The sequence below is a fragment of the Novosphingobium acidiphilum DSM 19966 genome (genome assembly GCF_000429005.1).
Taxonomy (GTDB): domain Bacteria; phylum Pseudomonadota; class Alphaproteobacteria; order Sphingomonadales; family Sphingomonadaceae; genus Novosphingobium; species Novosphingobium acidiphilum.
In genome coordinates this window covers 19049-34811 of sequence record NZ_AUBA01000027.1, presented here as the reverse complement: position 1 = coordinate 34811, position 15763 = coordinate 19049, and the positions used below count along the sequence as shown (strand labels likewise).

15 protein-coding genes, 1 pseudogene and 1 riboswitch are annotated in these 15763 nt (G+C 64.4%); of the genes and pseudogenes, 3 read left to right on the top strand and 13 right to left on the bottom strand.

Annotated features, from left to right (window positions below):
• The 3 genes and pseudogenes from G404_RS0116740 to G404_RS0116730 form a co-directional block, all read right to left on the bottom strand.
• Positions 1–756 (bottom strand): annotated as a pseudogene (locus G404_RS0116740) (ammonium transporter); the annotation flags it as partial.
• A gap of 23 nt (positions 757–779) precedes the next feature.
• The gene (locus G404_RS0116735) at positions 780–1118 is read right to left on the bottom strand and encodes a P-II family nitrogen regulator (RefSeq protein WP_028642087.1); all 339 of its coding nucleotides are present in this window, start codon (positions 1116–1118) and stop codon (positions 780–782) included.
• A 192-nt stretch (positions 1119–1310) separates the two neighbouring features.
• Entirely contained in the window at positions 1311–2180 is an 870-nt protein-coding gene (locus G404_RS0116730; RefSeq protein ID WP_028642086.1) for an alpha/beta fold hydrolase, read from the bottom strand.
• A gap of 209 nt (positions 2181–2389) precedes the next feature.
• Between G404_RS0116730 and G404_RS0116725 the strand changes: the two genes are divergently transcribed.
• Positions 2390–3463, top strand: coding sequence for a nucleoside hydrolase (locus G404_RS0116725; protein ID WP_028642085.1), 1074 nt, complete (start codon positions 2390–2392; stop codon positions 3461–3463).
• Positions 3464–3545: 82 nt separating this feature from the next.
• Here the strand turns inward: G404_RS0116725 and G404_RS0116720 are convergent, their stop codons facing one another.
• The 7 genes from G404_RS0116720 to rpmI all read right to left on the bottom strand — a co-directional run bounded on the left by G404_RS0116720 (position 3546) and on the right by rpmI (position 10500).
• Positions 3546–5072, bottom strand: coding sequence for a peptide chain release factor 3 (locus G404_RS0116720; protein WP_028642084.1), 1527 nt, complete (start codon positions 5070–5072; stop codon positions 3546–3548).
• Positions 5073–5119: 47 nt separating this feature from the next.
• On the bottom strand, positions 5120–5455 hold the full coding sequence (locus tag G404_RS0116715; RefSeq protein WP_051280906.1) for a hypothetical protein: 336 nt from the start codon (positions 5453–5455) through the stop codon (positions 5120–5122).
• Positions 5455–6336, bottom strand: coding sequence for an aldose 1-epimerase family protein (locus G404_RS0116710; RefSeq protein WP_028642082.1), 882 nt, complete (start codon positions 6334–6336; stop codon positions 5455–5457). The genes G404_RS0116715 and G404_RS0116710 overlap by 1 nt, the downstream gene beginning before the upstream one ends.
• 5 nt (positions 6337–6341) lie before the next feature.
• Positions 6342–8741 (bottom strand): phenylalanine--tRNA ligase subunit beta, encoded by a 2400-nt coding sequence (pheT, locus tag G404_RS0116705; RefSeq protein WP_028642081.1) that lies wholly within the window; start codon positions 8739–8741, stop codon positions 6342–6344.
• Positions 8738–9826, bottom strand: a complete 1089-nt coding sequence (gene pheS / locus G404_RS0116700; RefSeq protein WP_028642080.1) for a phenylalanine--tRNA ligase subunit alpha — start codon at positions 9824–9826, stop codon at positions 8738–8740. The genes pheT and pheS overlap by 4 nt, the downstream gene beginning before the upstream one ends.
• Positions 9827–9921: 95 nt before the next feature.
• Positions 9922–10284, bottom strand: a complete 363-nt coding sequence (gene rplT / locus G404_RS0116695; protein ID WP_028642079.1) for a 50S ribosomal protein L20 — start codon at positions 10282–10284, stop codon at positions 9922–9924.
• A gap of 12 nt (positions 10285–10296) precedes the next feature.
• Positions 10297–10500, bottom strand: a complete 204-nt coding sequence (gene rpmI / locus G404_RS0116690; protein ID WP_028642078.1) for a 50S ribosomal protein L35 — start codon at positions 10498–10500, stop codon at positions 10297–10299.
• A 183-nt stretch (positions 10501–10683) separates the two neighbouring features.
• Here rpmI and G404_RS0116685 point away from each other — a divergent pair, with 183 nt between their 5' ends.
• Positions 10684–11286, top strand: coding sequence for a DUF805 domain-containing protein (locus G404_RS0116685; protein ID WP_028642077.1), 603 nt, complete (start codon positions 10684–10686; stop codon positions 11284–11286).
• A gap of 33 nt (positions 11287–11319) precedes the next feature.
• On the opposite strand, the gene G404_RS0116680 is transcribed toward G404_RS0116685, so the two are convergent.
• The 3 genes from G404_RS0116680 to hisN form a co-directional block, all read right to left on the bottom strand.
• Positions 11320–12240: a homoserine O-succinyltransferase gene (locus G404_RS0116680; protein ID WP_028642076.1), complete on the bottom strand. Its 921-nt coding sequence runs from the start codon at positions 12238–12240 to the stop codon at positions 11320–11322.
• A gap of 62 nt (positions 12241–12302) precedes the next feature.
• A riboswitch (SAM-I-IV-variant riboswitch) is annotated at positions 12303–12417 on the bottom strand.
• 22 nt (positions 12418–12439) lie between these two features.
• Complete coding sequence (locus G404_RS0116675; protein ID WP_028642075.1) at positions 12440–13732, bottom strand: Xaa-Pro dipeptidase; 1293 nt, start codon at positions 13730–13732, stop codon at positions 12440–12442.
• A gap of 72 nt (positions 13733–13804) precedes the next feature.
• The gene (gene hisN, locus G404_RS0116670) at positions 13805–14584 is read right to left on the bottom strand and encodes a histidinol-phosphatase (protein WP_028642074.1); all 780 of its coding nucleotides are present in this window, start codon (positions 14582–14584) and stop codon (positions 13805–13807) included.
• Positions 14585–14789: 205 nt separating this feature from the next.
• On the opposite strand from hisN, the gene G404_RS19565 reads away from it, so the two are divergent.
• The gene (locus G404_RS19565; RefSeq protein WP_245584577.1) at positions 14790–15755 is read left to right on the top strand and encodes a helix-turn-helix domain-containing protein; all 966 of its coding nucleotides are present in this window, start codon (positions 14790–14792) and stop codon (positions 15753–15755) included.
• Positions 15756–15763 lie beyond the last annotated feature (8 nt).

Sequence of the window (15763 nt, the reverse complement as noted above, 5' to 3'; positions counted from 1 at the left end):
GTTTTCTTTGCCAAAGCCCAGACGCTTGCCGATCATCAGACAGCCGACCATGCCGGCGATCCCGGCGTTGATATGCACCACGGTGCCACCGGCAAAATCCAGCGCGCCCCAATGGTTCAACAGGCCCGCCTCGTTGGGGCTGTCCTTCATGAAATCGGGCCCGCCCCAGTACCACACCATGTGGGCGATCGGGTAATAGGCCAGCAACGACCACAGCACGGTGAACACGATCAGCGGCGAAAATTTCACGCGTTCGGCAAACGATCCGACGATCAGCGCGGGCGTGATCATCGCAAAGGTCATCTGGAACACGAAATAGGCCAGTTCGGGCACATAGACGTTGTTCGAAAACGTGGTTGCCGCGGTGCTGGCGTCGATCCCGCGCATCAGCGCCTTGGAAAATCCGCCGATATAAGGCGTCAGGCCCGGGGTCATGCCGGTGGTAAACGCCAGTGAATAGCCGACCGTGGCCCACAGCAATCCGCACACCGACACGATCATGAACACCTGCATCAGCACGCTGAGCATGTTCTTGGTGCGCACCAGCCCGCCGTAAAACAGCGCCAGGCCAGGCACGCTCATCATCAGCACCAGCGCCGACGACAGCAGCAGCCAGGCGGTATCGCCCTTGTTGATCATCAGCGCCTGGTGCGCAGCGTCCGGCGCCTTGATCAGTGCGGTTTGTGCGAAAGCGGTCGATGCAAAACCCAGCGCAACACAGGGCCCCACAACGCCACGGATCATCTTGCGGATCATCTGGTTGTTCCTCATTCGGGATATCACAGCGCCGGCTCCCCGGTTTCGCCGGTGCGGATACGCGTGGCCGAAACCAGATCGATGACAAAGATCTTGCCATCGCCGATCGCCTCGGTGCTGGCGGTCTGCTGGATGGTTTCGATCACGCGGTCGGCAAGATCGTCGGTTACCGCGATCTCGAGCTTGACCTTGGGCAGCATGTTGGTGGTGTATTCCGCGCCGCGATAGATTTCGGTCTGACCCTTTTGCCGACCAAAACCCTTCACTTCCGAAACGGTCATCCCGGCGATGCCCAGGTCCGACAAAGCTTCGCGCACTTCATCAAGCTTGAACGGCTTGATTATGGCGATGATGAACTTCATGCCTGCCCCCACAGCCGGTCCGCCATGCGCGTCCCGACGTCGGTTCAGTAGTGCAAACTCCGTGCCAAGTCCTTGTGCAGGACCTTTGCCGCGCAATGCCGCGGTTTGGCGCAAGCGGCCGGGGCGAACATGCCAACAGCACCGCCCGATTCGCGGGCAGCTGCCAATTTTTGCCCAATATTTGGGCAGCGGTTACAGAAAATCCTTCAGCGTCGCGACAAACCGGTCGAACTGGTCATGGTGCAACCAGTGCCCGGCATTGGCGAATTCGACCACTTGCGCATTGCGGAAATGGCGCAGGCGTCCATCGCGTTCGGGATTGCCCGCCCACGAATCCGCGCCGTTCAGCAGCAGCGTGGGACACGTAATCGCCTGCCACAGCTCGTGCTTGCGCTCGCTCGAAATGTCATAGGGGTGATCGATGTGGACGTAAGGGTCGAATTTCCAGGTGAAGGTGCCGTCTTCGTTGCGATTGATCCCGTGGATCGTCAGGTGTTTGGCCTGTTCTTCGGTCAGATAGGGGTTTTCTGTCTTCATCCGGGCATAGGCATCGCGCAGCGTGGGATAACGGCGCGGCAGGCGCCCGGCGGCCTTGCGCTTTTCGGCGATATAGTCGCGCACGCGCCGGCCAAACGGCACATCCTTCATCCGCACTTCCCAATCGGCGGTGGGAAAGATCCCCTCGATCGCCACCAGTTTGCGCACGTCTTCGGGAAACAGCCCGGCATAGCGCAGCGACACATTGGCGCCCATCGAATGCGATACGATCGTCACCGGCGCCAGATCCAGCTGGTGCACCAGCTGCGCCACGTCATAGACCATGTCCATCGTGCGGTAATTGCCATCCGACGCCCATTCGCTGTCGCCATGGCCGCGATGATCGAGCGCGATCACATGCCAATCCTCGCGCAGCGCCTCTGCCGTCCAGTCCCAGCTGCGGCAATGATCGCGCCCGCCGTGGATCAGCAGCAGCGGCGGTTTGTCGGCGTTGCCCCAGTCCACATAATGCAGCCGCAGGCGTTGCGAGATAAAGGTGTTGGATGTCGGGCCGAGCAAATTCATGATGCCTACCTGCCGCGTGGTGATCCTGCTGGCAAGGGGGTGTTGTGGCGGGGCGATACGGTCTGGGCGTGGGGGGACGGATTGGTGGTGCCGTAAGGTGTCACCGCCATGCCCCGGCGGCCGGCGGGCGGCCGGCATTTGGCCGGGAATCGATTGCAAAGGCGATGTCTTGACCCGGTCAAACCGGCGTTTTGGGATGGGTTGATCCGATGAAATTTTCGACGGCGATTGCAGCGATAGGCCTTGCCGCGATGGCGATTTCCGCCGCCCGTGCCCAGACCCCGCGCCGACTGGTTATCATAGACAATGATTTCGGTGTTCCGGTCAGCGCCATTCAGGCGGTGCCGCTGATTACCAGTCCCGCGGTCAAAGTGCTTGGCATTACCACTGTCGTGGGTGACAGCTACGTCACCGATGATGTGATGCACACCTTGCGCTTTCTGGAGATTATCGGGCGAGGGGATATCCCGGTCTATGCCGGGGCCAATCACCCTTTGCTTCGCAGCAAGGACGAACTGGATGCGTGGGAGCGAAACTACGGGCTCTTTGCGTGGAAAGGGGCATGGAACACCCCGCATCCGGGCCAATCTGCAATCGCGCCCGATGGGGTGCAGCCGATGCCGGCCGGACCGACCCGGCTGAAGCCCGCGCCCGGCTATGCCGCCGCGTTTCTTGCGGAACAGGTAAGGGCGCATCCGGGCGAGATATCGATCGTGGCGGCCGGGCCTTTGACCAATCTGGCGCTGGCAATACGGCTTGATCCCGACTTTGCCGCGCATGTGAAGGAACTGGTGATCATGGGCGGGCTTGTCGATGTCAACCGGGCGCAGGCCAGCGAAGACGCCAACCTTTACAACGATTTCAATTTCAAATTTGATCCCGAGGCAGCAGACATCGTGCTGACGGCGGGATTTCCAAGAATCAGGATCGTGTCGAGCGTGGCCAACAAGGTGCGCCTGACGCCGGCTTTGCTGGAACGGATTGTCGCGGTTAAATCGCCTTTGACCGCGTATTACGAACGCTTCGCTCTCAGGGGCTTGCCGTTATGGGATGAACTGGCATCTGCGGTGCTGCTCGATCCCACGCTGATCACCCGATCGACCCGGGTTTTCATGCGCGTCGATATCGATCACGGCATGAATTATGGCAATGCCCACGTGTGGTCGGATACCACCCGCCCGCATCTGGGCGAGCAAGAGGTGGAGATCATCGACGATATCGATGCTGACCGGTTCCGCGACCTGATGGTGGCCGCGCTGCACACGACAGCCCCTGATCAATAAGGCCTTTTCCCGCAATTGGGGCAACAGCCTGCGTATGACGCCGTACCGCTTGCACGCGCTGCCCGTACGCAGGCGCAGCCGCCTACCGCTCCTTGGTCGCCGAAAAGGTCAGGTCGGGATTGCGTTCCTGTTGATAGCCGACATCCCATGCCGAGCGTGCCATGAACACCGGATCGCCGTCGCGGTCGTGCGCCAGGTTCGATTTGTTGAAATCGACAAAGCCCTTGATCGCGGCATCGCTGCCTTTGACCCAGCGCGCGGTGTCGAACGGCGATTCTTCCAGCCGCGCCTCGACCTTGTATTCCGCGTCCAGCCGCGAAATCAGCACGTCGAGCTGCAACTGCCCGACCACGCCGACAATCCACTGCGCGCCGATTTCGGGATAGAACACCTGGATCACGCCTTCTTCCGACAGGTCATCCAGCGCCTTGCGCAATTGCTTGGTCTTGGTCGGGTCTTTCAGCGCGACGCGGCGCAGGATTTCGGGCGCGAAATTGGGCAGCCCGGTAAAGCGTACGTCGTTCTTTTCCGACAGGGTATCGCCCACGCGCAGCGTGCCGTGGTTGGGAATGCCGATGATATCGCCCGCCTCGGCCGTGTCGGCAATTTCGCGGTCCTGCGCAAAGAACAGGATCGGCGAATGCACCGCGATCGGTTTGCCCAGCCCCGACGGGATCAGCTTCATGCCCCGGCGGAACGTGCCCGAAACCAGCCGCATGAACGCGATGCGATCGCGGTGCTGCGGGTCCATATTGGCCTGTACCTTGAACACGAACCCGGTCACATCCTCGCGCGAAGGATCGATCACGCCCTGGTTCGACGATTGCGGGCGCGGCGGCGGGGCAAACCGCGCAATGGCGTCGATCAGTTCGGACACGCCAAACCCCTTCAGCGCCGATCCGAAATACACCGGCGTCAGATCGCCATTGCGGTATGCCGCCAGATCGAATTCGGGATAGCCGACCTGGGCCAGTTCGATTTCTTCGGCCACCGCGTCGGGGATGGTTGCACCATCGACCGGATCGCGCTGGCCCAGAAATTCGCGGGCCGCGCCTTCCGGGCGCGCGATCGTGCGCGCGGTCAGGTCCATCACGCCTTCGAACAGACCGCCCATGCCCACCGGCCACGACATCGGCACCACATCCAGCGCCAGCGCATCGGCCACTTCGTCCAGCGTTTCAAACACGCTGCGCCCCTCGCGATCGACCTTGTTGACAAAGGTGATGATCGGCACCTGTCGCAGGCGGCACACTTCGAACAATTTGCGCGTCTGCGGCTCGATCCCTTTGGCCGCGTCGATCACCATGATCGCCGAATCGACCGCGGTCAGCGTGCGATAGGTATCTTCGGAAAAGTCCTCGTGGCCCGGGGTGTCGAGCAGGTTGAAGACGATGCCGTCCTTTTGAAAGGTCATGACCGAGCTGGTCACCGAAATCCCGCGCTGCTGCTCGATCTTCATCCAGTCGGACCGGGCACGCCGCGCCTGTCCCCGCGCCTTGACCTCTCCGGCCAGGTGGATCGCCCCGCCTTGCAGCAGCAGCTTTTCGGTCAGGGTGGTCTTGCCCGCGTCGGGGTGCGAGATGATGGCAAAGGTGCGGCGATTGGACATTGTCTGGGGCCCTAGAGCAAATTGCGCAAAATGGGACCCGGTTTTTGTTACTTGATCGCGGCGCATTCCTGCAGCGCGGTGGTTTCGCTGCTGCTCAATTTGCGCGCACCGTGGGTGAAGAAGCCGATCTGGCGCGCAGCACCGCTGTCGGACACCACCACGCGCAACGAAAACGTGCTGGCACGCATCGCGCGCGGATCGCCCTGCCAGGTCAGCCCCAGCCGGGCGCCCAGGCAATTGCGCAAGGCCTGCGCCGATGCCGCCGACGTCTGACGCGCCACCAGCCGTTCGCCGCCATGCCTGAACATCAGCGCCACGGCCCCCGCCAGCAGGGCCAGCACGATCACCATCACCACAAGCAGGATACGCGGGCGCAGCACCATCAGACATTCACCGTGATCGAGAGGTGAAACGACCGTACCGCGCCGGGCGCCAGCATGACAAGGCCCGGCTTGTCGGCAAAATCGCCGGCAAAACCCTGCGGATCGGCGTGCCCCTGCCAGGGTTCGATGCAGATGTAATGCGCACCCGGCACCTGCCACAGGCCCAGCATCGGCATATCGGGAAAGGCAAGATCGAGCGAGGTGCCGCCCGGCGCGCCATAGTTCAGCGACCGGCTGGCAAGGTCGGTCCAGATCAGCGCATCATCGGCAAACAGCGCCGGGTCCAGCGGCAGCGTGCGCCCGGTGACAGGCGTGGCCTGGGCCCGGGGCAGCAACAGGCCGGTGTCGCGCGCCACCCGGCGCACGGGCGCGGGTTCGGCCTGTGCAAAGGTCACGCGATGCGCCGCCTTGTCCGCGCCGCCGGGCAGCGGCCAGGCGAATGCAGGGTGATAGCCAAAGCTGAACGGCAGCGGTGCAGTGCCGGGATTGTGGACGCTGGCCACGATTTCCAGCCGCCAGCCAGCCAGCCGAAACGCGATGTCGAGCGCAAAGGCATACGGATAGACGCGGCGGGTGTCGGGGCTGTCACGCAGCGCAAAGCGCACGTGGTCGGGCGCCTGTTCGGCAATCGCAAAGGCGCTGCGCCGGGCAAAGCCGTGGCGTTCCATCGCATATGTCCGGCCATCGACCCGCAGGTGATCGTGCGCCAGCGATCCGACCACCGGAAACAGGATCGGCGCATGGCCCGTCCAGAACGCCGGATCGGCATCGGTCATGTATTCGCGGCCCCGCCCGTCGGTCAGCGACCACAATTCCGCGCCGGTCGGATGGATCCGCGCCGACAGCACTTCGCTGGCAATCGCAACCGCATTGTCCGGCATGGCTGTTATCCCCGCAATGTGCCGCCCAACTTGGCCACGGCCGCAACGATCCGGTCGGCAATCGCCTTGAGCGCGGCTTCGTCATAGCTTTTGTCGAGCGGCTGCAATGTCACCTCGATCGCCAGGCTGCGCTGCCCTTCGGGCACGCCGGCCCCGCGGAAATCGTCGAACACGCGCGCGGCAACAATGTTCCCCTTGTCCGCGCCGCGCACCGCGCGCACCACATCGCCGGCGGCGCGATCCTGCCCGATCAGAAAGGCAAAATCGCGCGTCACCGCCTGCAGGGGCGGCGGCGCATACGCGGTGCGGGCAAACCCGCCGGGGCCCTTTTTCGCGGGCAGGCGATCAAGGAACAGTTCGACCACCGCGACCGGTGCCGACAGGTCGAACGCCTTCATCGTGGCCGGGTGCAACATGCCGAACCGCGCCAGCACGGTCTTCGGCCCCAGCCGCAGCGTGGCCGACTGCCCGGGGTGGAACTGCGCGCCCGCATCGCCCATGACCATCAGGTTGTCGATCGGGGCGCCCGCCTCGGCCAGCAGCGCCAGCGCCTCGGCCTTGGCATCGAACGCGTCGACCATGGCCGCTTTGCCGCTGGCCCAGCCGCGCTGAACGCGTTCACCCGCCAGCACCACGGCCAGGCTTGGCGCCTCGGCACTGCTGCCCCCGGGCCCGCGCAGATAGCGGCGGCCCAGTTCGAACAGGCGGATGCTGGCAGTGCCGCGATCCAGATTGCGCCGGGTCGCCATCAGCAATCCGGGCAACAGCGACGGGCGCATGGCCTTCAGGTCTTCGGAAATCGGATTGGCGAGCACCCACAGCGGATGGTCGGGATCGGCAAAATGCGCGGCCTGCGCCTCGGGCAGGAACGACCAGGTTACCGCTTCGTGGTGCCCGCGCGCGGCCGCGGCGCGGCGCAGGCGGCGTTCGAGCATCTGCGCCGGGGTCGCGGTGGGCCTGGCCACGCCGGCGGCGCGCGGCAACGGGGTGGATGGCACCTGGTCCAGCCCGTGGACGCGGATCACCTCTTCCACGATGTCGGCCGCGCCATCGATATCGGGGCGCCAGCCGGGCACGGCAACGCGCCACAGCCCTTCGCCCGACACGCCAAAGCCCAGCGCCGCCAGAATGCGCCGCTGTTCGTCCTGCGCCACATCGACCCCGCCCAGCCGTGCGGCCAGCGCGGGATCATAGGCGACCAGCCTGTCGGCCACGGGCGGCGTTCCGGCGCGCACCACGTGGCTGGCTTCGCCGCCACAGATGTCCAGGATCAGCGCGGTCAGCAGATCAAGCCCGGTATCAAGAAAACCCGGATCGACCCCGCGTTCGAACCGGCCGCGCGCATCCGATGTCAGCGCCAGCGCCTGCCCGGTGCGGGCAATGGATTGCGGATCGAAATAGGCCACTTCAAGCAGGACATCGGTCGTGGCATCGCTGCACCCCGAATGTTCGCCGCCCATGATGCCTGCAACATCGTGCACACCGGCATCGTCGGCGATGACCGTCATCCACGGCTGCATCGTGTATTCACGCCCGTTGAGCGCCACCACGGTTTCGCCGTCGCGCGCCTTGCGCGCGACGACTGCGCCCGAAAGCCTGGCCAGGTCATAGGCGTGTGCGGGGCGTCCATACCCCAGCATGACATAGTTGGTGATGTCGACCAGCGCCGAGATCGGGCGTTGTCCAGCGCTTTTCAAAGCGTCCTGCAGCCATTGCGGGCTGGGTCCGTTGCGCAGGCCGCGGATCACCCGGCCATGGAATGCCGGGCACCCTTGCAGATCGTCGGTGCGCACCTCCACAGGACACGGGAAGCTGCCCTCACTATGCGCCACTTCGATCGGGCGCAGCACGCCAAGGCCAGCCGCGGCCAGATCGCGCGCGATGCCATGGACGCCCATGCAATCGGGCCGGTTGGGCGTGATCGCCACATCGAACACCGGGTCCGAGCCCAGGTAATCGGCAAAAGTCGCGCCGACCGGCGCATCGGCGGGCAATTCGATGATCCCGTCGTGTTCGTCGCCCAGCCCCAGTTCGCGGGTCGAACACATCATGCCGTTGGATTCGACGCCGCGGATCGCGCTTTTGCGCAATTCCATGCCGTTGGCCGGCACCACCGCGCCGGGCACGCCAAGCACGCCGATCAGCCCGGCGCGCGCATTGGGCGCCCCGCAGACCACCTGCAACGGCGCACCGTCGCCCAGATCGACCGACAGCACTTGCAGCTTGTCCGCCTGCGGATGGCGCTCGGCGGTCACCACGCGGGCGATGCGGAACGCCGCCAGCGCGGCCGAGGCATCGCTGACACCTTCGATTTCCAGCCCCAGCGCGGTCAGCGCGCGCGCAATCGTGCCGGCATCGGCGGTGGTATCAAGATGGCGTTTGAGCCAGGACAGCGCGAATTTCATGACCGCACCCCCACGCCGCCCGACAGCGTCGGCACATCGAGCGCGGCAAAGCCGTAATGCGCCAGCCACCGGCCATCGCCGTCAAAGAACGCGCGCAAATCATCCATCCCGTATTTGAGCATGGCCAGCCGGTCGACCCCGGTGCCAAAGGCAAACCCCTGCCATTCGTCGGGATCAAGCCCGCTGGCGGCGATCACATGGCGGTTGACCATGCCCGACCCCAGCACTTCCATCCAGCCGCCGCCGGGTGCATCGCCATCGCCCCCGACCACGCGCTTGCCGTTGACCAGCGCAAAGCCGACATCGACCTCGACCGAGGGTTCGGTAAACGGGAAATAGCTGGGACGCAGGCGCAGCACGATGTCCTCGCGCTCGAAAAACGCCTTGAGAAAGGTTTCCAGGGTCCACTTCAGATGGCCAAGGTGAATGCCCTTGTCGATCACCAGCCCTTCGATCTGATGGAACATCGGGGTGTGCGTGGCATCGCTGTCCGACCGATAGACCCGCCCCGGCGCAATGATCCGCAACGGTGCGCCCTGATCCAGCATTGCGCGGATCTGCACCGGCGAGGTGTGCGTGCGCAGCAGCATCGACCGGCCGGCATCATCGCGGTCGGGGAAATAGAAGGTGTCGTGCATCGCGCGCGCCGGATGCGTTTCGGGCATGTTGAGCGCGGTGAAATTGTGCCAGTCGTCCTCGATTTCGGGCCCGCTGGCGACGGCAAAGCCCAGGTCGGCAAAGATTTCGGCCAGTTCGTCCATCACCTGCGATACCGGGTGGACCGAACCGCGCGGGGTTTCGGGCGCAGGCAGCGTCAGATCGACGCGTTCCGACGCCAGCCGCGCCTCCAGCACTGCGCGTTCCAGCGTGGCCTTGCGCGTGGCGATCGCGGCGGTCACGCTTTCGCGCGCGGCCTGGATCGCGGGGCCTTGCGCCTGGCGTTCGTCGGGGGTCATGCCGCCCAGCGTCTTGAGCAGGGCGGATACCCAGCCCTGTTTGCCAAGCGCGGCCACGCGCAAGGCTTCGACGGCGTCAAGCGTGTCGGCGGCGGCGATGGCCGTCAGTGTCTGATCGAGCTGTTCCATGGTGTTCAAGCCGCTAGCGTCAAACCGTGCAAAAGCAAAGGGGCGCCGTCCTTGCGGACGGCGCCCCTTAAATGCGTGCAATCGTCCGGATGCGATCAGACAGCCGGCAGAGCTGCCTTCGCCTGTGCGATGATGGTGGTAAAGATACCGCCTTCGTTCATCGCCAGATCGGCCATCGACTTGCGATCGAGTTCGATCCCGGCCAGCTTGGTGCCGTGGATGAACTGCGAATAGGTCAGGCCTTCGGCGCGAACCGCAGCGTTGATGCGCTGGATCCACAGGGCACGGAAGGTACGCTTTTTGACCTTGCGATCGCGATACGCGTACTGGCCGGCCTTTTCGACGGCCTGACGGGCAACGCGAATCGTGTTCTTGCGACGGCCGCGATAGCCCTTCGCCTGTTCAAGAAGACGCTTGTGTTTGGTACGCGTGGTCGTACCGCGCTTGATACGGGACATCGGTCAGTCTCCTCAGTTGAGCCCGTAGGGCGCCCACTTCTTGATCACCTTTGCATCTGCATCGGAAATCACTTCAGTGCCGCGGTTCTGACGGATGTACTTGGCGTTGTGGCTGATCAAACGGTGGCGCTTGCCGGCCACACCATGCTTGACCTTGCCGTTGGCGGTGATCTTGAAGCGTTTCTTCACACCGCTCTTGGTCTTGAGCTTGGGCATTTTCGTCTCCTGGTTTCGGGCAGCCTGAACCCGCCGTGGCAGCCCTGATGGCCAGGCGAATCTCATGCGGCGTGCCGGATGAAGGCGGGCCCTTAGGCAGCTTCACCCGCAAAGGCAAGCCACCATTGCCGCGCAACCGCCAAATCGGTACGTGTGGTCGGGCCTTTATTGAAAGCCACGCCCATGCTGTTCGCATCGCTGCGCCACGCCCTGACCCACCTGACGCAATTCCGCGGGCGCGACAATCCGGCGCTGTTCTGGCCCTTTGCCGGGCTGGTCGTCGGTGCGTCGATGGCGTTGAGCATGATCGGCGCGCTGGTCGCGATGGCGCAGATGGCGCCGCGGATCATCGCCTTTGCCAGGGCGCATCCCGACCAGACCCATGTGGACAGCGGCGCGGGCGGATTCCAGGTCACGATCAACAGCGGCCCCGGTGGACCGCCGATCGATCCGGCGATGTTCAAGCAGTTTTTCGACATGGCGGTGACCGTCAACACGATCAGCCTGATCATGGTCATCGTCCTGCTGGGCGCGGCCATAACGCGGCGCCTGCACGACAGTGGCATGCCCGGCTTCGTCGCCTGGATCCCGGCGCTGCTGATGGTGATCGGCATGGCGCACATGCGCGACGCCGTGCCGATGATGTCCACGACGAACGTCGATCCGAGCGCGTTCCTGCGCGTGTTTGCGATCAACCTGGCCTATCTCGCCAGCCTGGGCGGGCTGGTCTATCTGCTGGTGCGCAAAGGCACCCCGGGCGACAATCGCTATGGCGCGCCGCGCTAGAAAAAGACTCTTGGAGCATGACGCGATTCTTGCTTATCGCATCATGCTCTCGACACCGATCAGGCTGCGGTCGAACGGCGTGGTCTGGTAGACCTGGTTGATCCAGTTGCCGAACAGGATGTGCCCGGCGCCGCGCCAGGTGTTGATCGGGCGCGCGGTGGGGTCATCGCCCGGGAAATAATGCGCGGGCACATAGACGCCCCGATCGCGCGCATATTCGCCCGCCAGTGTCAGCGTGTCGTATTCTAGGTGGTTCAGCATGTGCAGCGACCGGTGCGCCGGATCGTCGATCAGGCACAACCCCGCCTCGTCGCTGTGGGCCAGCACGGCCAGGCCGCGGTCCTGCGGCAGATCGCGTTCGCGCACTTCGCTCCAGCGCGACACCGGCACATCGAACCGGTCGGGCAGCCCGCGCATCCACGGGGTGGCGGGCGCGCGGTTCCAATGCGCAAACACGCCCGATGCCTTGGCCGCAAGCGCATGCTTGTCGACCCCGTGAAAGTGATACAGCGCCGCCATTGCCCCCCAGCACAAGGTCAGCGTGTGATGGACATGCGTCTGGCTCCAGTCGAAAATGCGCGCCAGTTCATCCCAATAGGTGACGTCGGCAAAGGGTATCGTTTCCACCGGCGCGCCGGTCACGATCAGCCCGTCAAACTTGTCATGGCCGACATCGCTCCACGGCCGGTAGAATTCGGCGATGTGCCCGGCGGCGGTGTTCCGGCTGACGTGGTCCGAAATGCGCAGCAGTTCCAGTTCCACCTGCAGCGGCGATGCCCCCAGCACCCGCGCGATCTGCGTTTCGGTGGTGATCTTGTCGGGCATCAGGTTCAGCAGCGCGATGCGCAACGGGCGGATGTCCTGCCGCGCGGCCTCGCTCTCGCTCATCACGATCACGCCTTCGGCTTCGAGCGTGCGGCGGGCGGGCAGATTGTCGGCAATGCGGATCGGCACGGGCAGTCCTTGGGTCGGCGGCAGCCGGGAGGAGCGCGATCGGCAATGTCAGGACTGCGGGCATTGGCGCCGTTGGGTTGCCGCTGCGGCCACATCCCTTTCGTTGCCGAAAGGCGCCACCTTGCCCGGTTGCCGGCAGGTTGGCGTCGGGGTTGCGCCCGACTCTTGATGTGCGCGCCGGATTAGCGAGGCGGCGTGGTCAATGCAACCCCGGGGCATCCTTCACCACTTCGCCACCCTTCATCACGAACACCGGATGTTCCAGCACGCGCACGTCGGTCAGCGGATCGCCCTCGACCGCGATCAGATCGCCATAACGCCCCGTGGCAATCGCGCCGACATCGGCGGTGCGGTCAAGGTATTTTGCTGCGGTTGCGGTGGCCGCGGTAATCGCCTCGATCGGGGTCATGCCCCATTCGACCATTTTGGCGAACTGCCTGGCGTTGTCGCCGTTGGGATAGACCCCGGCATCGGTGCCGAACAGCAGCGTTACGCCTGCGGCATGCGCGGCGCGGAATGTTTCGCGCTGTTTGCGGCCGATCACGCGTTCCTTGTCGAGACTTTCGGGAAACACGCCGTTGCTGGCGCCTTCGGCCAGGATATAGTCGTCGTCGTAGATATCCATGTCGAGCGCGGCGCCCTTTTCGCGCGCCAGGCGAAAGCTGGTGTCGTCGGCCAGGCTTGCGTGTTCGATCGTGTCGATACCGGCGCGCAGCGCGCTGTTGATGCCTTCGGTGCCGTGCGCATGCGCCGCAACGCGCAGCCCCAGCATATGCGCCTCGTCCGCCACCGCCTTCATTTCATCGAACGTCATCTGCTGCGCGCCGACGGCATCGCCCTTGGACAGGACGCCGCCGGTGGCGCAGATCTTGATCACTTGCGCGCCGTACTTGTGCATCTTGCGCACCAGCGCGCGGAATTCCTCGGGCGAATTGGCAATGTTGGGCCATTGCCTGTCGAGCGAAGGCGGCAATTCGGTGGTGTCGCAATGCCCCCCGGTGGCGCCCAGCGCATAGGTCGCGGTCACAATACGCGGGCCGGTGATTTCACCCTGTTCGATGGCCTGACGCAACGCGACATCGGCAAATCCGTCGGACCCGACATTGCGCACCGTGGTGAACCCCGCGTCGAGCGTGCGACGCGCATTGGCAACGCCCACCACGGTGCTGAACTGGTCGGTGAACTGCAGGCTGGTATAGCCGCTGAACCGGGGATCGCTGGTCAGATGGACATGCATGTCGATCAGGCCGGGCAACAGCGTGCGCGCCCCCAGATCGATGACAGTGGCGCCTGCAGGAACCGCATCGCCCTTGTGCCCGACAGCGCTGATCCGCCCATCGACGATCACCACTTGCGCATCATCGATGCGTTTCTGCCCGATGACGTCGACCATGTGAGCGGCACGCACCACCACGGTTTTGGCAAATGCGGCGGGCGCAATCGCGATCAGGGCGGTGGCGGCAAGAACGGCAATCGCGCGGCGCAGTGGCATCGGGTCCCCCATCAAATCGGTTGTATCATTGCATGCACTGCCTGTGTCCAGCACATCAAGCGTCGGTTTGGATCAATGCCCGCAGGCCAGCGCTTCGACCACATCGTCCAGCCTCGCCGCATCGCCCAGCGCCAGCACATGGCCGCTTGATCCCTGGCACAACGGATCGCCGTGCCAATCGGCCATCACGCCGCCCGCGCCTTCAACCACGGGCACCAGCGCGGCCCAGTCGTAGATCTTCAGATTGGATTCGCACACCACATCGAGATGCCCGCTGGCGAGCATGGCATAGTTGTAGCAGTCGCCCCCCATCACCATGCGCTTGTGGTCGGTCTGTGCGGCCAGCGCCATGAAATGTTCGCCGTCATGATCGCTGAAATAATGCGGGCCGGTGGTGGCGATGGCCGCTTCGGCCAGTGCAGCGCATGACCGCGTACGCACGGCCTGCCCGTTGAACAGCGTCGGCTGTCCGATCACCCCGACCCAGCGTTCCTTCAAAATCGGCTGGTCGATCACGCCCAGCACCGGGAACCCGTCGACCACAAGTGCTATCAGTGTGCCGAACAGCGGACGTCCGGCGACAAACCCGGTGGTGCCATCGATCGGATCGAGCACCCAACTGCGCCCCGATGTGCCCTCGGCCACGCCGAATTCCTCGCCAATCACGCCATCGGCTGGCATCTCGGCGGCCAGAATGGCGCGCATGGCCTGTTCAGCGGCGCGATCGGCGGCGGTCACCGGTGTCTTGTCACCCTTGCGTTCGAACCCCGCGGCGCGAAAATGCGGTCGGATGGCGGCGCCTGCCGCATCGGCAAGGCGGTGAGCGAGGGCGATTTCAGCATCGAGTTTCATGGCCAAAACGCATGACAACCGGTGCCCGTCAGGTCAAGCCAATGCGCTGCACCCGTCATTTCATTGCACAATTGTACCACATTGGAAAATTTCACCAAAATAACGTGATTCTGACAGAACGCACCTTGACCATCCCATCGGGTATTGATCAGTATATATCCTAAGGGAAACTGGGGGCAGCATCCGAACAATGAACCGTGCGCAGATGCCTGCCCTCAATCGCAGCCTGGCGGCGCGCAGCGCGGTGGCCCGCGACGGACAACCCTTGTCCTACAGCCGCGCGCCCGCGCCCGATCTGGCACCGTGGATCGCACGGGTTTATGTCTCGATCGTGGCAGCACCCGAAAGCCACGTCCTGTCGTGCGGCCTGTTTTGCGAAGATCCGGTGCTGCGCATCCAGCTGGCTGGCGACTGGATGGCCGATAGCGCCGACGGACCGATCAGCAGCGGCCGTGGCGGTTTTCTGTTCGGCCCCAACGCGCGGCGCATGCCGATCGAAGTGCGCGGCAGCTTTACCAGCGCCGGCGTCACGTTCTGCCCTGGCGCGGTGCGCGTGCTGGGCGGCATGACCGAGCACGCCATGCTCGACAGGCTAACCGATCCGGCACAGATCGGCATCCCGACCGGGGACTGGATCGCGCTGTTCGACCCCGAGGCGGGGCCTGAGGAATGGTGCCGTTGCATGGAAGACGCGTTGCGCGCCCGGATTGACCAGTGCGGTGCATTGCCGCCCGATCCGGTCAGCGCCTGGTTCGAACGCGCGGGCTATGCCGATCCGTCGGTTTCGGTGGCCCAATGTGCCGATGCCTATGGCATCGAGATCAAGCGGCTGGAACGCATTGTCCGGCGCGATTTCGGCATCCCGCCCAAACAGGTGCTGCGCCGCGCCCGCGCGCTCGACATGGCCAGCCATTTGCGCGGGGTGGCCGACAGCGATGAAGCCGAAGAGCTGATGCTGCGCTATTACGACCAAAGCCACCTGATCCGCGATTTCACCGCGCTGATCGGGATGAGCCCGCGGCAGTTCGTTGCGCGGCCACAGCCATTGATGACGCTGTGCCTGGAAACCCGCCAGTCACGCCGGCTGGAAATGCTCGAGCGCCTGGCGCCCGGTCAGGCCCCGCCATGGTTTGACAGGGTGCTGGGCCGGGGCGCGGTACAGGCCATCTGAAAGCGCAA

Coding starts and splice junctions, on each gene's coding strand:
- G404_RS0116720 (WP_028642084.1), bottom strand. CDS start 5,072: ATGTCCAATCGCCGCACCTTTGCCATCATCTCGCACCCCGACGCGGGC.
- pheS (WP_028642080.1), bottom strand. CDS start 9,826: ATGGAACAGCTCGATCAGACACTGACGGCCATCGCCGCCGCCGACACG.
- G404_RS0116735 (WP_028642087.1), bottom strand. CDS start 1,118: ATGAAGTTCATCATCGCCATAATCAAGCCGTTCAAGCTTGATGAAGTG.
- rplT (WP_028642079.1), bottom strand. CDS start 10,284: ATGTCCCGTATCAAGCGCGGTACGACCACGCGTACCAAACACAAGCGT.
- G404_RS0116725 (WP_028642085.1), top strand. CDS start 2,390: ATGAAATTTTCGACGGCGATTGCAGCGATAGGCCTTGCCGCGATGGCG.
- G404_RS19565 (WP_245584577.1), top strand. CDS start 14,790: ATGCCTGCCCTCAATCGCAGCCTGGCGGCGCGCAGCGCGGTGGCCCGC.
- G404_RS0116710 (WP_028642082.1), bottom strand. CDS start 6,336: ATGCCGGACAATGCGGTTGCGATTGCCAGCGAAGTGCTGTCGGCGCGG.
- hisN (WP_028642074.1), bottom strand. CDS start 14,584: ATGAAACTCGATGCTGAAATCGCCCTCGCTCACCGCCTTGCCGATGCG.
- rpmI (WP_028642078.1), bottom strand. CDS start 10,500: ATGCCCAAGCTCAAGACCAAGAGCGGTGTGAAGAAACGCTTCAAGATC.
- pheT (WP_028642081.1), bottom strand. CDS start 8,741: ATGAAATTCGCGCTGTCCTGGCTCAAACGCCATCTTGATACCACCGCC.
- G404_RS0116685 (WP_028642077.1), top strand. CDS start 10,684: ATGCTGTTCGCATCGCTGCGCCACGCCCTGACCCACCTGACGCAATTC.
- G404_RS0116730 (WP_028642086.1), bottom strand. CDS start 2,180: ATGAATTTGCTCGGCCCGACATCCAACACCTTTATCTCGCAACGCCTG.
- G404_RS0116675 (WP_028642075.1), bottom strand. CDS start 13,732: ATGCCACTGCGCCGCGCGATTGCCGTTCTTGCCGCCACCGCCCTGATC.
- G404_RS0116715 (WP_051280906.1), bottom strand. CDS start 5,455: ATGGTGCTGCGCCCGCGTATCCTGCTTGTGGTGATGGTGATCGTGCTG.